Raw genomic sequence first — 14,939 nt, 5'->3', positions numbered from 1 at the left:
AACTAGCGTCTGCGGAGCGCCTCGGACAGTGGTGCTACGTACTGTTGTCCGAGCAGGTCAGGATGGGTACATGAGCTTCATGGGACGACGAGCACCGCAGAAGGACATCGACGAGTCAGAGCTCGAGGTCGGGGGGACCGCCCACGCGGCGGCCGGGCCGACGGCCGTGGCCGTGTCGATGAAGCGCTCGATCGAGCAGATGGGCGTGCGCCGCACGGCGCAGACGTTGCTCAAGCTCAACCAGGCCGACGGGTTCGACTGCCAGGGCTGCGCCTGGCCCGATCCCGACCCGTCGCACCGGCACACCGCCGAGTTCTGCGAGAACGGGGCGAAGGCGGTCACCGAGGAGGCGACGCTGCGTCGCGTCACGCCGGCCTTCTTCGCCGAGCACCCGATGGCGGACCTGGCCGAGAAGACCGACTACTGGCTCGGGCAGCAGGGGCGGATCACCGAGCCGATGGTGTTGCGTGACGGCGCGACCCACTACGAGGCCATCTCGTGGGACGGCGCCTTCGACCTCATCGGGCGTCAGCTCAACGGCCTCGCGTCACCGGACGAGGCGATCTTCTACACGTCGGGCAGGACCTCCAACGAGGCGGCGTTCGCCTACCAGCTCTTTGTGCGTGCCTTCGGCACCAACAACCTCCCCGACTGCTCCAACATGTGCCACGAGTCGACCTCGGTCGGTCTCGCCGAGGTGATCGGCATCGGCAAGGCGTCGGTCACCTTCGACGACGTCCACCACGCCGACCTGATCGTCATCGCCGGCCAGAACCCCGGCACCAACCACCCCCGGATGCTCACTGCTCTGGAGGAGGCCAAGGCCAACGGCACCAAGATCATCGCGATCAACCCGCTCAAGGAAGCGGGCCTGGTGCGCTTCAAGAACCCCCAGAACGTCCGCGGTGTCCTCGGCAACGGCACCGGCATGGCCGACCTGCACCTGGCCGTCCGGATCAACGGCGACCTCGCGCTCTTCCAGGCGATCAGCTCGCTGCTGCTGGAGTGGGGAGAGCTCGACGAGGACTTCATCGAGCAGCACACCTTCGGCTTCGAGGACTACGCCGCACATCTGCGCCGGCTCGACTGGGACCTCGTGCTCGCCTCGACCGGCTTGGCCCGCGACGAGATCGAGCAGGCGGCGCGCATGATCGCCGCCTCGGAGAAGACGATCTACTGCTGGGCGATGGGCATCACGCAGCACAAGAACGCCGTGGCCACCGTGAAGGAGATCGCCAACCTCTCCTTCCTGCGCGGGGACATCGGCAAGCCCGGCGCCGGGCTCTTCCCGGTGCGCGGCCACTCCAACGTGCAGGGAGACCGCACGATGGGGATCTGGGAGCGCGCGCCGGAGCACTTCCTCGACGCGATCCGCGCCGAGTTCGGCTTCGAGCCACCGCGCGAGCACGGCCACGACGCGGTCGCGGCCATCAAGGCCCTGCGCGACGGCAGGGCGAAGTTCTTCTTCGGCATGGGCGGCAACTTCGTCGCAGCAGCACCGGACACCGGGGTCACCGAGGACGCTTTCCGCAAGGCGGAGCTCACCGTGCACGTCTCCACCAAGCTCAACCGCTCCCACGTGGTCACCGGCAAGCAGGCGCTGATCCTCCCGGCGCTCGGTCGCAGCGAAAAGGACCTCACTGGTGGAGGGGCGCCGCAGCGGGTCACGGTCGAGGACTCGCTGTGCTCGGTGCACTCCTCGGTCGGCCCGCTCGAGCCGGCGTCGGCGCACCTGCGCTCCGAGGTCGACATCGTCTGCTCGATGGCCCAGGCCACGATCGGTGACCGTTATGGCATCCCGTGGTCGGCCTTCCGTGACGACTACAGCGAGATCCGCCACCGGATCGCCCGCGTGGTGCCCGGCTGCGCCGCCTACGACGAGAAGGTCGCGCAGCCCGGTGGCTTCGTGCTGCCGCACCCGCCGCGGGACACCCGCACCTTCCCGACGGCGAAGGACCGGGCGATCTTCACCTGCACGCCGACCTCGGTGCTGCACGTGCCCGAGGGCCGGTTGCTGCTGCAGACGATGCGCTCGCACGACCAGTTCAACACGACGATCTACGGTCTCGACGACCGCTACCGCGGCATCAAGAACGGCCGCCGCGTCGTCTTCGTCAACCCCGACGACATCGTGTCGCTGGGGCTCGAGGAGGGCCAGATGGTCGACATCATCAGCGAGTGGGAGGACGGTGTCGAGCGTCAGGCGCCGCGTTTCCGGGTGGTCTCCTACGACACTCCCCGCGGCTGCACGGGTGCCTACTACCCCGAGACCAATCCGCTGGTGCCGCTGGACTCCAAGGCCGACGGCAGCAACCAGCCGGCCTACAAGTCCGTGGTCGTGCGCCTGGTCCCGGCCGATGGGGGGCCGGCGGGTCCGATCGGGGGCGTGGGGGCCGGTGCCGTCGCTGGTGGTGAGGGCGACGAGCCGAAGCGGAGCCCCCAACCCACGCACCTCTCCTGAGACCGCCGGCCGCTGCGGCAGGATGGGGCCGTGAGCAACCCCGAGCGCGACCCCGCCGAGCTGATCTGCGCGGCGGGCGTCGCCGACGGCGTCGAGGTCATGACGCCGCGCGACGTGCCGCTGGGCGGTCCCCGCGCCATGACCGTACGGCGCACCCTGCCGCAGCGTCAGCGCTCGCTGATCGGCGCGTGGTGCTTCGTGGACCACTACGGGCCCGACGACGTGGGTCACACCGGCGAGATCGAGCACCGTGACAGCGCCGGCCACCACGCGATGGTGCGGCCGGGCGAGGTCAACCTGATGACCTCCGGGCACGGCATCAGCCACTCCGAGATGTCGACCCCCGGGACCACGACCCTGCACAGGCCCCAGCTCTGGGTGGCCCTGCCCGCCGCGGCCCGCGACACCGCGCCCGCGTTCGCCCACCACGCGCCGACCCCCGTGACGGGTGGAGGCTGGGAGGCGAGGGTCTTCCTCGGCTCCCTGCTCGGCGACACGTCGCCGGTCGAGACCGCGACCCCGCTGCTCGGCGCGGAGCTGGTCCTCGCCGCCCGCACGACGCTCGACCTCGCAGTCGACCCGTCCTACGAGCTGGGGCTGCTGGTCGACCAGGGCCGCGTCGAGGTCGCGGGCACGGCTGCCGCGGCCCACGACCTGGTCTACGTGCCGCCCGGTCGCACCGACGTCCGGCTGGTCGCCGGGGACGAGCCGGTCCGCGCCCTGCTGCTGGGCGGTCCGCCGTTCGGCGAGTCGATCGTCATGTGGTGGAACTTCGTGGGCCGAAGCCACGAGGAGATCGTCGGCTTCCGCGAGGAGTGGCAGGCGCAGGTCACCGACGCCGGACTCGTCGACGGCCGGTTCGGCATGCCTGCCGGCGATGCCAACGCGCCGATCCCGGCACCCCCGATGCCGCACGTGCGGCTGAAGGAACGTCGCTGATGGGACCGGTGCTGGGCGAGGACGGGGTGCTGCGCTGCCCGTGGGCAGGTGGCCCGGGCGTCATGCGGGACTACCACGACACCGAGTGGGGCCGGCGCGTCGACGGCGAGGCCGGCTACCTCGAGCGGCTGACCCTCGAGGCCTTCCAGTCGGGCCTGTCCTGGTCGACGATCCTCCACAAGCGCGAGGCGTTCCGTGAGGTCTTCGTCGGCTTCGACGCCGAGACCGTCGCCGACTTCGACGAGGGCGACGTGGAGCGGCTCATGACCGAGGTCCGGATCGTGCGCAACCGCCGCAAGATCGAGGCGGCGGTCGCCAACGCCCGCGCGACGCTCGCACTGCGCGACGACGTCGGGCTCGAGGCGTTCGTCCTGGGCTTCGCGCCCGAGGTTCCCCCGGCGCCGGAGGACACCGACCAGCAGGCCACGACCTCGGCCGAGTCCGTGGCGCTCTCCAAGGCCCTCAAGAAACGCGGCTTCGCGTTCGTCGGGCCGACCACGATGTATGCCCTGTGCGAGGCGATCGGCGTCTTCGACCCCCACCTGGTCGGGTGCCACCGTCAGGGCGTCGCTTGATCACCGGTCTGACCTGGCTCCTGGCCTGTCAGCTCGTCGGCGAGGTCCTGGTCCGGCTGCTCGACGTCCGGGTCCCCGGACCGGTCGTCGGGATGCTGCTGCTCTTCGTGGTCCTCCGGGCCAGGTCGGTCGGCGACGACGCCGCCGTCGTACGAGCCGGCCAGGCGCTGCTGCGCCACCTCCAGCTGCTCTTCATCCCGGCCGGGGTCGGGGTGGTGGCCTACGCCGCCGTCATCCGCGACAACCTGTTGCCGCTCGCCGTGGCCCTGGTGGGCTCCTGGCTGCTGGCGCTCGCTGCGGTCGGCTGGACCACGACCCTGCTGGAGCGCTGGCTGCCCGGCGAGCGGGCCCGATGAGCGAGACCTGGGAGTGGCTGCTCACCTCGCCGCTCTCCATGCTCCTGCTGACCCTCCTGGCCTACCGGGTCGGCCGTCAGGTGCAGACGTGGACGGGGGGCCACGCGCTGGCCCAGCCGGTCCTCGTCGCGATCCTGCTGGTGGCGCCCGTCCTCACGTTCCTCGACATCGACTACACCGACTACCGCGCCGGCGCCGAGCTGATCGCCTTCATGCTCGGCCCGGCCACCGTTGCCCTCGCCATCCCGTTGCACCGTCAGGCCCACCGTCTGCGTGGCTTCGTGGTCCCGATGCTCGTCGCCGTGCTGCTGGGTGCCGCGGTGTCGATCACGAGCGCGGTCCTGCTGGTGCAGGTCCTCGGCGGCGGCGACGTCCTCGCCCGCACGACGGCACCCAAGGCCGCCACGGCCCCGGTCGCGATCGCGCTGGCCGAGAGCGCCGGTGGCATCTCGGCGCTCGCGGCGGTGCTGGCGATCCTCGCCGGGATCCTCGGCGCCGTCGCGGGACCGGCCGTCCTCACGGTGCTGAGGGTCCGCGACCACCGGGCGCGCGGTCTCGCCCAGGGGGCTGTCTCCCACGGCATCGGGGCATCGAGGATGCTCGCCGACCATGAGACCGAGGGTGCCTTCGCCGGGCTCTCCATGGGGCTGACTGCCCTCGCGATGAGCATCCTGCTCCCGCTGCTGCTCGCCGTCCTGCTCTGAGACGCCGCCGGTCCGGACAACCGTCGGTGAACGCGCCCCCGCCGGTACCTTGAGGGCCATGAACCGTGTCCACGCCTTCTCCGACGACGCCCTGGGGGAGCTCGACGCAGTCGGGCTCGTCGAGGCCCTGCACGCAGGCGAGGTGTCCGCCCCCGAGGTCGTCGAGGCGGCCGTCTCCCGCGTAGAGCGCGTCGACCCCGACCTCAACGCCGTGGCCTACCGGGCCTTCGAGCGTGCCCGCCTCGAGGCCAGGGACCCGCACGCCGGGTTCTTCTCGGGGGTGCCGACCCTGATCAAGGACAACGTGGCCGTCGAGGGGATGCCGACCCAGGAGGGCACCGACTCCTACGTCGGGCGACCGCAGCCGCGCGACGGCGACTTCGCCCGGATGTTCCGCGCCACCGGCCTGGTCCTCCTGGGCAAGACGCAGCTCTCGGAGTACGGCTTCTCGGGTGCGGCCGAGCACCCCCGGCTCGGCGCGGTGCGCTCGCCGTGGTCGACCGACCACGTCGCAGGTGCCTCGTCGGCAGGGTCGGCCGCCCTGGTCGCGGCCGGGGCCGTCCCGATCGCGCACGCCAACGACGGTGGCGGCTCCATCCGCATCCCTGCGGCCGTCAACGGCCTGGTCGGGCTCAAGCCGACGAGGGACCGGACCGCCCAGGACAAGCTGATGCGGGACATGCCGATCCGGATCGTCTCCGACGGCGTGGTCACCCGCTCGGTGCGCGACACGGCAGCGTTCTTCCGCGAGTCCGAGAAGGTCTACCGGGCCCTGGAGATGCCGCCGATCGGCGACGTCCGTCGGCCTGGCAAGCGCCGTCTGCGCGTGGCCCTCAACACCGCCGGCATGGGGATGGCCGCGAGTCCCGAGGTCGCCGCACTGACCGAGCAGGTGGCAGCCTCCCTGGAGGCCCTGGGACACCGTGTGGAGCCGGTCGAGGCGCTGATGGTGCCCGACTCCTTCAGCGAGGACTTCCTGCTCTACTGGTCGATGCTGGCGATGTTCCTCGTCCGCACCGGGCGTCGCCGCCACGGACGCACCTGGGCCCCGCAGAACCTCGACAACCTCACGCTCGGGCTCGACCGACACTGTCGTCGCAACCTGCACCGCCTGCCCGGCACCATCCGACGACTCAAGGCCACCAAGCAGCTTTCAGTCGCGTTCCACCAGCACCACGACGTCGTCCTCACACCCACGCTCGCGACCCGGACGCCAGAGGTCGGGCACCTCGACCCGACCCAGGACTACGACACGATCATGGACCGGCTGATGGCGTGGGTGGCCTTCACCCCGCTGCAGAACGTCACCGGTGACCCGGCGATCTCGCTGCCCCTGGCGACCACCGCGGAGGGTCTCCCCCAGGGGATGATGTTCGGCGCCGGAGCAGGCCGCGAGGCCACGCTCCTCGAGCTCGCCTACGAGCTGGAGGAGGCCTTTCCCTGGGCCCGGATCCAGGACTGACAGGGTCCCCGGAAACGGCTCGAGGGGCCGATTTCCCCCACGGCAGGACCTCTTGTACAGTTCTCCGTCGTTGCCCCTTTAGCTCAGACGGCAGAGCGTCTCCATGGTAAGGAGAAGGTCTACGGTTCGATTCCGTAAAGGGGCTCTGGGTCCAGGGCTCCACCAGAGCTCGCCCCACCCCATGGCGGGGTAGCTCAGGTGGTTAGAGCACACGACTCATAATCGTGGTGTCGCGGGTTCGAGTCCCGCCCTCGCTACGCACGAACAACTGCACTTCGACGAAGGACTTCCCGTGGCCAGCAAGAGCTCCGATGTTCGCCCCAAGATCACGCTCGCGTGCGTGGACTGCAAGGAGCGCAACTACATCACCAAGAAGAACCGTCGCAACGACCCGGACCGCCTCGAGCTGGCGAAGTTCTGCCCGCGCTGCCGCACCCACAAGGCGCACCGCGAGACTCGCTGACGTTGCACACCCGCCGGCTCACCCACGGTGAGCCGGTGTGACCCGACCCGCCGCACCCGTGCGGCGGGTTCGTGCGTTTCGAGACAGCCGACGCTCCGCACTAGGTTGGTCCCATGCCAGTCGACCAGTCCCTCGTCGGGCGCACCTTCCCCCCGACGCCGCCACGCGCGGTCTCGGAGGAGCAGGTCCGTGACTTCGTCCTCGCCACCGGAGGCTCGTCCTACGCCGGCGGGGCGGCGCCGGCGACGTTCCCCATCGTGCTCGCCTTCGATGCCATGAACGCGTTCCTCGAGGCCGAGCAGGTCGACCTCTTCCGCATCGTCCACGGGGAGCAGAAGTTCGCCTACGAGCGCCCGGTCTTCCCCGGTGACGTGCTCTGCGCGACCCTGACCGTCGCGAGCCTGCGCCAGATCGCCGGCAACGACATCATCGGCACGACCAGCGTCGTGACGGACGGCGCCGGCGCCGTCGTCTGCTCCACCAGCGCCACCCTCGTGCACCGGGGGGCGGCGTCATGAGCCTGCCGACCCGCACCTTCACGATCACCCGCGCCGACCTGGTCCGCTATGCCGCGGCCAGTGGTGACCACAACCCCATCCACCAGGACGAGTCGGTCGCCGTGAGCGTCGGGCTGCCCGGGGTGATCGCCCACGGGATGTACACCATGGCGCTCGCCGCCCGCGCCGTCGACGAGTGGTTCCCCGGGGCCGAGGTCGTCAGCCTCGGCTGCAAGTTCACCAACCCCGTCGTCGTCCCCGCCGACGGTGGGGTCGACCTCGTGGTTGCCGGCGAGGTCAAGAGCGTGGACGACGGGCTCACCACGGTCGCCCTCACCGTCACCTGCGAGGGCCAGAAGGTGCTCGGCATGCCCAAGGCCGTCGTCCGTGCCTGACCAGACCCTGCTCGCCGACCACACCACGCTCCACCTCGGCGGCCCCGCGCGTCGCTTCGTGGTCGCGCGCACCGAGGCCGAGCTGGTCGCCGCCGTACGACGGGCCGACGAGGTCGGCGAGCCGCTCCTGGTCCTCGGGGGTGGCAGCAACCTCGTCGTGGGTGACGCAGGCTTCGACGGCACGGTCGTGCAGGTCGCCACGACGGGCGTGCTCCCGGACGTGGAGGGCGACGACGCCTCGTGCGGCGGGGTGCTCGTGACGGTGGCCGCGGGCGAGTCCTGGGACGCCCTGGTGGCAACTGCCGTCGAGCGGGGCTGGGTCGGCATCGAGGCCCTCTCAGGCATTCCCGGGTCGGTGGGCGCGACCCCGATCCAGAACGTCGGTGCCTATGGCCAGGAGGTCTCGCAGACCGTCGCGTCAGTGCGGGTGTGGGACCGCACGCTCCACGGCGTGCGCACGTTCGCCAACGCCGACTGCGACTTCGCCTACCGCCACTCCCGCTTCAAGGCCGACCCCGGCCGCCAGGTCGTGTTGAGCGTGACCTTCCAGCTCGCCCAGGGCACGCTGGGCGCCCCCGTGGGCTATGCCGAGCTCGCCCGCACGCTCGGCGTCGAGCCCGGGCAGCGCGCCCCGCTGGCCGCCTGCCGTGAGGCCGTCCTGGGCCTGCGTCGCGGCAAGGGCATGGTGCTCGACGAGGCCGACCACGACACCTGGAGCGCCGGGTCGTTCTTCACCAACCCCGTGGTCGCGCCCGAGGTCGTCCCTGAGGGGGCACCCGCCTGGCCCGTGGACGGCGGGGTCAAGACCAGCGCCGCCTGGCTGATCGAGCACGCGGGGTTCGGCAAGGGCTACGGCAGTGGTGCGGTCGCAGTCTCCGGCAAGCACACCCTGGCCCTCACCAACCGGGGAGGCGCGACGACCGAGGACCTGCTGGGCCTCGCGCGCGAGGTCCGCGACGGGGTCGAGGCGCGCTTCGGCATCCGGCTGGTCAACGAGCCTGTGCTGCTCGGGTGCGTCCTGTGAGGCAACCGGTGACGGGTGCGGTCAGTACATCCCGCCGTCGTAGGACCCGTCCCAGTCGGTGGTGACGACGAAGACCACGACCGCGATGACCAGCAGCACCGCCAGCACCGTGGCCACGATGCCGGTCACCAGACCGGCGACGGCCTGTCCGCGGTTGCCGAAGTAGCCCGGGTGCCGGTCGATCTCGCGCCGGGCCTTGACCCCGGTCCAGATAGCGAAGGGTCCGGTGAGCATGCCCGGGGGGGTGATGCAGCAGAAGGGCGTGGCCAGGATCGAGACCACGGCGATGATCCCCAGCACCATCGAGGTCGTGGCGGTGCTGTTCTTCTGGACGATCGAGTACCCCGGAGCCGCATAGCCGTAGGGCGGCTGCTCGCCCCCGGCGCTCGGGTCGTACGACGGCCACTGCTGGCCCTGGGAGGCGAACGGCTGCGTCTCGTCCGGCTCGGGCGGTCCCTGGTTGGCCACGGGAAGGATCTTCCCAGGTGGTGTCGGGGGCAAACGGCGGCCGACCCTGCGGCGATCCTCAGGAGACGTCCGCGGCCAGCCACGCGTCGACGTCGGCCAGCGCGTCGGCCAGGACGTCGGACGGGGCGCAGGAGGCGCGCAGCGACATCCGGCCGAGCTCGGCGAGCTCGACGTCGGTGAGCTCGTGGGCCGCACGCATCGTGGCGTACTGAGCGGCCAGCTGCGACCCGAAGAGCAGCGGGTCGTCGGCGCCGAGCGCGACCGTCGCCCCCGCAGCCATGAGCGTCGGCAATGGCACCGAGGTGAGGTCGGAGTAGACGCCGAGCGCGACGTTGGAGACCGGGCAGACCTCCAGGGCCACCCCCGCCTCGACGATCCGGTCCAGCAGCGCCGGGTCCTCGGCGGCCCGCACGCCATGGCCCAGGCGACGCGCGTGCAGCGAGTCCAGGCAGGTGCGGATGCTGTCAGGCCCGAGCAGCTCGCCGCCGTGGGGCGCCAGCAGCAGCCCGGCCCGCTCGGCGATGGCGAAGGCGCCGGCGAAGTCGGCCGTGGAGCCACGTCGCTCGTCGTTGGAGAGCCCGAAGCCGACCACCCCGCGCCCGGCGTACTGGGCAGCGAGGCGCGCCAGCGTGCGCGCGTCGAGCGGGTGCCGGGTGCGGTTCGCGGCGATCACGACAGCCATGCCGAGCCCGGTCTCCCGGGAGGCGTCGCGCACCGCGTCGAGCACCAGGTCGGTGAAGGCGGTGATCCCGCCGAAGCGCGCTGCGTAGCCGCTCGGGTCGACCTGGATCTCCAGCCACCGCCCGCCGTCGCGGACGTCGTCCTCGGCAGCCTCCAGCACCAGCCGTCGTACGTCGAGCTCCGTGCGCAGGACGGAGCGCGCGACGTCGTAGAGGCGCTGGAAGCGGAACCAGCCCTTCTCGTCGGTGGCCCGGAGCTGCGGCGGCCACTCCGAGACCAACGAGTCGGGCAGGACGATGCCGTCGCGCTCGGCCAGCTCGAGCAGCGTCCGGTGCCGCATGGAGCCGGTGAAGTGCAGGTGCAGGTGGGCCTTCGGCAGGGTCCGGAGGTCCCGCGGCTCGGTCAGGAGAAGAGCTTCTGCAGGCGGGTGATGCCCTCGGCGATGTCGTCGTCGCCCAACGCGTAGGACAGCCGCAGGTAGCCGGGGGACCCGAAGGCCTCGCCGGGCACGACCGCGACCTCGCTGGCGTCGAGGATGTAGTCGGCGAGCTCGGCCGACGTCTCGATCAGCCGACCGCCGTGCTCCTTGCCGAGCAGGCCCTTGACCGACGGGTAGGCGTAGAACGCACCGCCGGGCATCGGGCAGAGGACGCCGTCGATCTCGTTGAGCATCGACACGATGGTCTTGCGACGACGATCGAAGGCCACCTTCATCTCGTCCACGGCCGAGAGGTCGCCCTCCAGCGCTGCGATCGCAGCACGCTGGGAGACGTTGGCGACGTTGGACGTCGCGTGCGACTGCAAGTTGGTCGCAGCCTTGACCAGGTCGACGGGGCCGACCATCCAACCGACGCGCCAGCCGGTCATCGCGTAGGTCTTGGCGACGCCGTTGACGATGACGCAGTGGTCCACCAGGTCGGGGCACAGCACCGGCATCGACCCCGTGTCCGTGGTCGATCCATCGTCGGCGTCGTAGACGAGGTGCTCGTAGATCTCGTCGGTGAGCACCCACAGGTCGTGGTCCTCGACCCACTGCCCGATCGCGCGGATCTCGTCGGAGGAGTAGATCGCGCCGGTCGGGTTGGACGGCGAGACGAAGAGCAGCACCTTGGTGCGGTCCGTGCGGGCGGCCTCGAGCTGCTCGACGGTGACCTTGTAGTCCTGGGTCTCGTCGGCGAGCACCTCGACGGTGACGCCTCCGGCCAGCTGGATGGACTCCGGGTAGGTGGTCCAGTAGGGCGCAGGCACGATGACCTCGTCGCCCGGGTCGATCATCGCGGCGAAGGCGGCGTAGATCGCCTGCTTGCCGCCGTTGGTCACCAGCACCTGGTTGGCGGCGATCTCGAGGCCGCTGTCGCGCTTGGTCTTCGCGACGATGGCCTTCTTGAGCTCGGGCAGGCCGCCGGCCGGGGTGTAGCGGTGGTTCCTGGGATCGCGGCAGGCCTCGACGGCCGCCTCGACGATGTAGTCGGGAGTGGGGAAGTCCGGCTCGCCGGCGCCGAAGCCGATCACGGGCCGCCCCTCGGCCTTGAGCGCCTTGGCCTTCGCGTCGACCTTCAGCGTCGCCGACTCGGCGATCGCGCCGATGCGGCGGGACACCCGGTGGTCGCGCGGGTTGGCGGCGCCGGTGGAGGTGGTGGGGGCGGAGGAGGCGTCAGACATGGCGTCATCGTAGAGGCGTTTGGACGCAGGCTTCGACTTGCCCGTAGACTCCACGTTTGGTGGTTTCCCCCAGGCTTTTGCGCGCCCGGACCCCGGGTGCGAACAGGCGGGGTCGACCGCGGAGGGCACTAGCTCAACTGGTAGAGCATCGGTCTCCAAAACCGAAGGTTGGGGGTTCAAGCCCCTCGTGCCCTGCGAACAGCGTGGACGCAGGATCTGGCAAGACCTCCGGGCCGCACGGCCCGGTCGGACGAAGGAAGAGGTGAGGGTGTGTCGGACAGCAAGGCAGTCGGGGGTCCCCGCGACAGCAAGGCCGAGAAGCGCACCAGCATCCCGACGTTCTACCGCCAGGTCGTGGCGGAGCTGCGCAAGGTCGTCTACCCGACCCAGGAGCAGTTGGTCACGTACTTCTTCGTGGTCATGGTGTTCGTGATCTTCATGATGGCGCTCGTCTCGGCCCTCGACCTCGGACTCGGCAAGCTCGCCTTCGCCGTGTTCACGGGCGGGTCCGACCTCTGAGCAGGTCCGGCGCGGAGCATCCGCGCCGGGACCGCGCACTACGGGCCTCCGGGCCAACCAACGCAAGGTGATGGAGCAACACGTGTCGGAGCAGTACGAGTCGGTCGAGACCGAGGGCACCCCGGAGGAGGAACTCCTGGACGCCGTCCCCGAGGACGCGCCTGAGGGCACCGCCCCCGAAGACGTCGCCACGGACGACGACGCCGTCGACGCCGAGCTGGCCGTCGAGCCCGTCGCCGACGAGCTCGCTGCCGCTGAGGAGGTGCTCGACGACGCGGTCGCCGAGACCGTCGAGGCCGGCGTCGACATCGAGGACGCCGTGCTGGCGTCCGACGACGAGGACGCCGTCGAGGCTGCCGAGGACGCCGAGGCCGACGCCGCCGAGGAGGACCTCGACCCGCTCGAGGTCTTCCGCGAAGAGCTGTGGGCCAAGCCCGGCGACTGGTACGTCGTGCACACCTACTCCGGCATGGAGAACCGGGTGAAGTCCAACCTGGAGAACCGGATCATCTCCTTGAACATGGAGGAGTACATCCACGAGATCGTGGTCCCCATCGAGGACGTCGTCGAGATCAAGAACGGCCAGCGCCGCACCCGCACCAAGCCGTCCCTGCCGGGCTACGTGCTGGTCCGCATGGACCTCACCGACGAGTCCTGGTCGACGGTGCGGCACACGCCGTCGGTCACCGGTTTCGTGGGCCACAGCCACCAGCCCGTGCCGTTGAGCATGGCCGAGGTCGAGAACATGCTGGCCCCCTCCGTGATTGCCAAGGCCGAGGCAGAGGCCGCCGCCGCCGGCACACCCGTCAAGGGTGGTTCCACCACCGCCAAGAAGGCGATCGAGGTCGCCGACTTCGACATCTCCGACTCGGTGATGGTCGTCGACGGTCCGTTCGCCACGCTGCACGCGACGATCACCGAGATCAATGCCGAGGCACAGAGGGTCAAGGCCCTCGTCGAGATCTTCGGCCGGGAGACCCCGGTCGAGCTGAGCTTCAGCCAGATCCAGAAGGTCTGAGCTCACCCGCACGACCTGCACCAACGCACGACCGCAACACCCAGGTGGCAGATGTCTGCCCGGCGCGCCGGGCACGACCTCGAGATGACCACGAAGACGCAAGCACAAAGGATCCATTGAAATGCCTCCCAAGAAGAAGATCGCCGCACTGGTCAAGGTGCAGCTCCAGGCCGGCGCCGCGACCCCGGCCCCGCCCGTCGGCACGGCCCTCGGCCCCCACGGCGTCAACATCATGGAATTCTGCAAGGCCTACAACGCCCAGACCGAGTCCATGCGTGGCAACGTCGTCCCCGTCGAGATCACCATCTACGAGGACCGTTCCTTCACCTTCATCACCAAGACCCCGCCGGCCGCTGAGCTCATCAAGAAGGCTGCCGGTCTCAAGAAGGGCTCTGGTGTCCCGCACAAGGAGAAGGTCGGCAAGCTGACCAAGGACCAGGTCCGCGAGATCGCCACGACCAAGCTGCCCGACCTCAACGCCAACGACATCGACGCCGCGATGAAGATCGTCGAGGGCACCGCTCGTTCCATGGGCGTCACGACCGACTGACGTCACTGCGGTCGCACTCGCGACCGCATCCCAGCACCACAGCACCTGTGGCAGGGCCGCGCTGGCCCACGTAGACCACACCTGGACACAGAGAAGAGAACCAGACATGCAGCGCAGCAAGACCTACCGTGCGGCGACCGAGACGTTCGACCAGGACGAGCTCTACGCCCCGCTGGCCGCGATCAAGATCGCGAAGTCCTCGAGCAAGAAGAAGTTCGACGAGACCGTCGACGTCGTCATGCGTCTCGGCGTCGACCCCCGCAAGGCTGACCAGATGGTCCGCGGCACCGTCAACCTGCCGCACGGCACGGGCAAGACCGCCCGTGTCCTCGTGTTCGCCAACGGTGACAAGGCCGACGCCGCCCGCGAGGCCGGCGCCGACGTCGTCGGTGGCGACGAGCTGATCGAGAAGGTCAACGGCGGCTGGCTCGACTTCGACGCCGTCGTCGCGACGCCCGACATGATGGGCAAGGTCGGTCGGCTCGGCCGCGTGCTCGGCCCCCGCGGCCTCATGCCCAACCCCAAGACCGGCACCGTGACGCCCGATGTCGCCAAAGCCGTGACAGACATCAAGGGCGGCAAGATCGAGTTCCGCGTGGACCGTCACGCCAACCTGCACTTCATCATCGGCAAGGCGTCCTTCTCCGAGGCGCAGCTCGCGGAGAACTACGCCGCTGCCCTCGAGGAGGTGCTGCGTCTCAAGCCGGCCAGCTCCAAGGGCCGCTACCTCAAGAAGGTCACCGTCTCCACGACCATGGGCCCCGGCGTCCAGGTCGACCCCAACCGCACGCGCAACGTCGCGTCGGAGGACGAGGGCCAGGCCTGACCCGACCGCTTCACCACCGACCCGCCCGGACCTCTGGGCGGGTCGGTGGCATTTGAGAGGGTCTTGGTGCGGGATCCCACGGCAGGCACCACGAGGGCCGGGCGATTTGGTCCTGGTCCGGGGCCACCGTAGAGTTCGCACCTGAATCCAGAGACCGCCGGTTGTCCGGCTGCATCAGCAGTCAGACCGAAGGTTCCGCAGCGATGTGGACGGCCAGCGCAGGTGAGCAGTGCATGACCCGCAGCCCCGGCCGCGAAGTCCACGCCCTGAGCTCCTGCGCTCAGGGCGTCCGTCATTTGAGGCGGACCCAGCGCGGCGGTCTCCAGTCCGGAAGGAGAC

At 70.2% G+C, this 14,939-nt stretch carries 17 protein-coding genes and 3 tRNA genes; 17 read left to right on the top strand and 3 right to left on the bottom strand.

Features of this window, described 5'->3' with window-relative positions:
- Positions 1-70 precede the first annotated feature (70 nt).
- The 12 genes from BM204_RS11445 (at position 71) to BM204_RS11390 (ending at position 8,876) form a co-directional block, all read left to right on the top strand.
- Positions 71-2,461, top strand: coding sequence for an FdhF/YdeP family oxidoreductase (locus BM204_RS11445; protein ID WP_307725911.1), 2,391 nt, complete (start codon positions 71-73; stop codon positions 2,459-2,461).
- Positions 2,462-2,491: 30 nt separating this feature from the next.
- The gene (locus BM204_RS11440; protein WP_091113331.1) at positions 2,492-3,400 is read left to right on the top strand and encodes a pirin family protein; all 909 of its coding nucleotides are present in this window, start codon (positions 2,492-2,494) and stop codon (positions 3,398-3,400) included.
- Entirely contained in the window at positions 3,400-3,975 is a 576-nt protein-coding gene (locus tag BM204_RS11435) for a DNA-3-methyladenine glycosylase I (RefSeq protein WP_091113329.1), read from the top strand. Before BM204_RS11440 ends, BM204_RS11435 begins: the two co-directional genes overlap by 1 nt.
- Positions 3,972-4,331: a CidA/LrgA family protein gene (locus tag BM204_RS11430; RefSeq protein WP_091113327.1), complete on the top strand. Its 360-nt coding sequence runs from the start codon at positions 3,972-3,974 to the stop codon at positions 4,329-4,331. Before BM204_RS11435 ends, BM204_RS11430 begins: the two co-directional genes overlap by 4 nt.
- Complete coding sequence (locus tag BM204_RS11425; RefSeq protein ID WP_091113325.1) at positions 4,328-5,035, top strand: LrgB family protein; 708 nt, start codon at positions 4,328-4,330, stop codon at positions 5,033-5,035. Before BM204_RS11430 ends, BM204_RS11425 begins: the two co-directional genes overlap by 4 nt.
- A 58-nt stretch (positions 5,036-5,093) precedes the next feature.
- Positions 5,094-6,497: an amidase gene (locus tag BM204_RS11420; RefSeq protein WP_091113323.1), complete on the top strand. Its 1,404-nt coding sequence runs from the start codon at positions 5,094-5,096 to the stop codon at positions 6,495-6,497.
- 72 nt (positions 6,498-6,569) lie between these two features.
- A tRNA-Thr gene (locus BM204_RS11415) sits at positions 6,570-6,642 on the top strand.
- Positions 6,643-6,680: 38 nt separating this feature from the next.
- Positions 6,681-6,754 (top strand) — tRNA-Met (locus tag BM204_RS11410).
- Between the two features lie 35 nt (positions 6,755-6,789).
- On the top strand, positions 6,790-6,960 hold the full coding sequence (rpmG, locus tag BM204_RS11405; RefSeq protein WP_170259177.1) for a 50S ribosomal protein L33: 171 nt from the start codon (positions 6,790-6,792) through the stop codon (positions 6,958-6,960).
- A 113-nt stretch (positions 6,961-7,073) separates the two neighbouring features.
- On the top strand, positions 7,074-7,478 hold the full coding sequence (locus tag BM204_RS11400; protein WP_091113318.1) for an FAS1-like dehydratase domain-containing protein: 405 nt from the start codon (positions 7,074-7,076) through the stop codon (positions 7,476-7,478).
- Positions 7,475-7,852, top strand: a complete 378-nt coding sequence (locus tag BM204_RS11395) for a MaoC/PaaZ C-terminal domain-containing protein (RefSeq protein ID WP_091113317.1) — start codon at positions 7,475-7,477, stop codon at positions 7,850-7,852. Before BM204_RS11400 ends, BM204_RS11395 begins: the two co-directional genes overlap by 4 nt.
- A complete protein-coding gene (locus tag BM204_RS11390; protein ID WP_091113314.1) occupies positions 7,845-8,876 on the top strand; it encodes a UDP-N-acetylmuramate dehydrogenase in 1,032 nt (343 codons plus the stop codon). Before BM204_RS11395 ends, BM204_RS11390 begins: the two co-directional genes overlap by 8 nt.
- Before the next feature lie 21 nt (positions 8,877-8,897).
- Here the strand turns inward: BM204_RS11390 and BM204_RS11385 are convergent, their stop codons facing one another.
- From BM204_RS11385 to BM204_RS11375, 3 genes are read right to left on the bottom strand one after another with little or no spacing between them, the layout of a single operon-like run.
- On the bottom strand, positions 8,898-9,344 hold the full coding sequence (locus tag BM204_RS11385; RefSeq protein ID WP_091113313.1) for a DUF4190 domain-containing protein: 447 nt from the start codon (positions 9,342-9,344) through the stop codon (positions 8,898-8,900).
- A 58-nt stretch (positions 9,345-9,402) separates the two neighbouring features.
- On the bottom strand, positions 9,403-10,431 hold the full coding sequence (locus BM204_RS11380) for an adenosine deaminase (protein ID WP_091113577.1): 1,029 nt from the start codon (positions 10,429-10,431) through the stop codon (positions 9,403-9,405).
- Entirely contained in the window at positions 10,428-11,687 is a 1,260-nt protein-coding gene (locus tag BM204_RS11375) for a pyridoxal phosphate-dependent aminotransferase (RefSeq protein WP_091113311.1), read from the bottom strand. Before BM204_RS11375 ends, BM204_RS11380 begins: the two co-directional genes overlap by 4 nt.
- A 122-nt stretch (positions 11,688-11,809) precedes the next feature.
- Here BM204_RS11375 and BM204_RS11370 point away from each other — a divergent pair.
- The 5 genes from BM204_RS11370 to rplA all read left to right on the top strand — a co-directional run bounded on the left by BM204_RS11370 (position 11,810) and on the right by rplA (position 14,600).
- Positions 11,810-11,882: transfer RNA gene (locus BM204_RS11370), tRNA-Trp, on the top strand.
- A gap of 75 nt (positions 11,883-11,957) precedes the next feature.
- Positions 11,958-12,206, top strand: coding sequence for a preprotein translocase subunit SecE (secE, locus tag BM204_RS11365; RefSeq protein ID WP_091113308.1), 249 nt, complete (start codon positions 11,958-11,960; stop codon positions 12,204-12,206).
- An 82-nt stretch (positions 12,207-12,288) separates the two neighbouring features.
- Positions 12,289-13,224 carry a transcription termination/antitermination protein NusG gene (gene nusG, locus BM204_RS11360; protein WP_246166263.1) on the top strand — a complete coding sequence of 312 codons (936 nt, stop codon included), beginning with the start codon at positions 12,289-12,291 and terminating at the stop codon, positions 13,222-13,224.
- A gap of 121 nt (positions 13,225-13,345) precedes the next feature.
- Positions 13,346-13,774, top strand: a complete 429-nt coding sequence (rplK, locus tag BM204_RS11355; RefSeq protein WP_091113304.1) for a 50S ribosomal protein L11 — start codon at positions 13,346-13,348, stop codon at positions 13,772-13,774.
- 106 nt (positions 13,775-13,880) lie between these two features.
- A complete protein-coding gene (gene rplA / locus BM204_RS11350; RefSeq protein WP_091113302.1) occupies positions 13,881-14,600 on the top strand; it encodes a 50S ribosomal protein L1 in 720 nt (239 codons plus the stop codon).
- Positions 14,601-14,939: the final 339 nt, after the last annotated feature.

The sequence above is a fragment of the Nocardioides psychrotolerans genome (assembly GCF_900113685.1).
Taxonomy (GTDB): domain Bacteria; phylum Actinomycetota; class Actinomycetes; order Propionibacteriales; family Nocardioidaceae; genus Nocardioides; species Nocardioides psychrotolerans.
Note: the sequence above shows the minus strand (reverse complement) of the source record. Positions and strands in the feature narration are given on the sequence as shown.

Bases quoted from the DNA above. Each gene is read 5' to 3' on its own strand.
- rplA (WP_091113302.1), top strand. From the start codon at position 13,881: ATGCAGCGCAGCAAGACCTACCGTGCGGCGACCGAGACGTTCGACCAG.
- BM204_RS11435 (WP_091113329.1), top strand. From the start codon at position 3,400: ATGGGACCGGTGCTGGGCGAGGACGGGGTGCTGCGCTGCCCGTGGGCA.
- BM204_RS11400 (WP_091113318.1), top strand. From the start codon at position 7,074: ATGCCAGTCGACCAGTCCCTCGTCGGGCGCACCTTCCCCCCGACGCCG.
- BM204_RS11425 (WP_091113325.1), top strand. From the start codon at position 4,328: ATGAGCGAGACCTGGGAGTGGCTGCTCACCTCGCCGCTCTCCATGCTC.
- BM204_RS11375 (WP_091113311.1), bottom strand. From the start codon at position 11,687: ATGTCTGACGCCTCCTCCGCCCCCACCACCTCCACCGGCGCCGCCAAC.
- BM204_RS11420 (WP_091113323.1), top strand. From the start codon at position 5,094: ATGAACCGTGTCCACGCCTTCTCCGACGACGCCCTGGGGGAGCTCGAC.
- BM204_RS11445 (WP_307725911.1), top strand. From the start codon at position 71: ATGAGCTTCATGGGACGACGAGCACCGCAGAAGGACATCGACGAGTCA.
- BM204_RS11395 (WP_091113317.1), top strand. From the start codon at position 7,475: ATGAGCCTGCCGACCCGCACCTTCACGATCACCCGCGCCGACCTGGTC.
- rplK (WP_091113304.1), top strand. From the start codon at position 13,346: ATGCCTCCCAAGAAGAAGATCGCCGCACTGGTCAAGGTGCAGCTCCAG.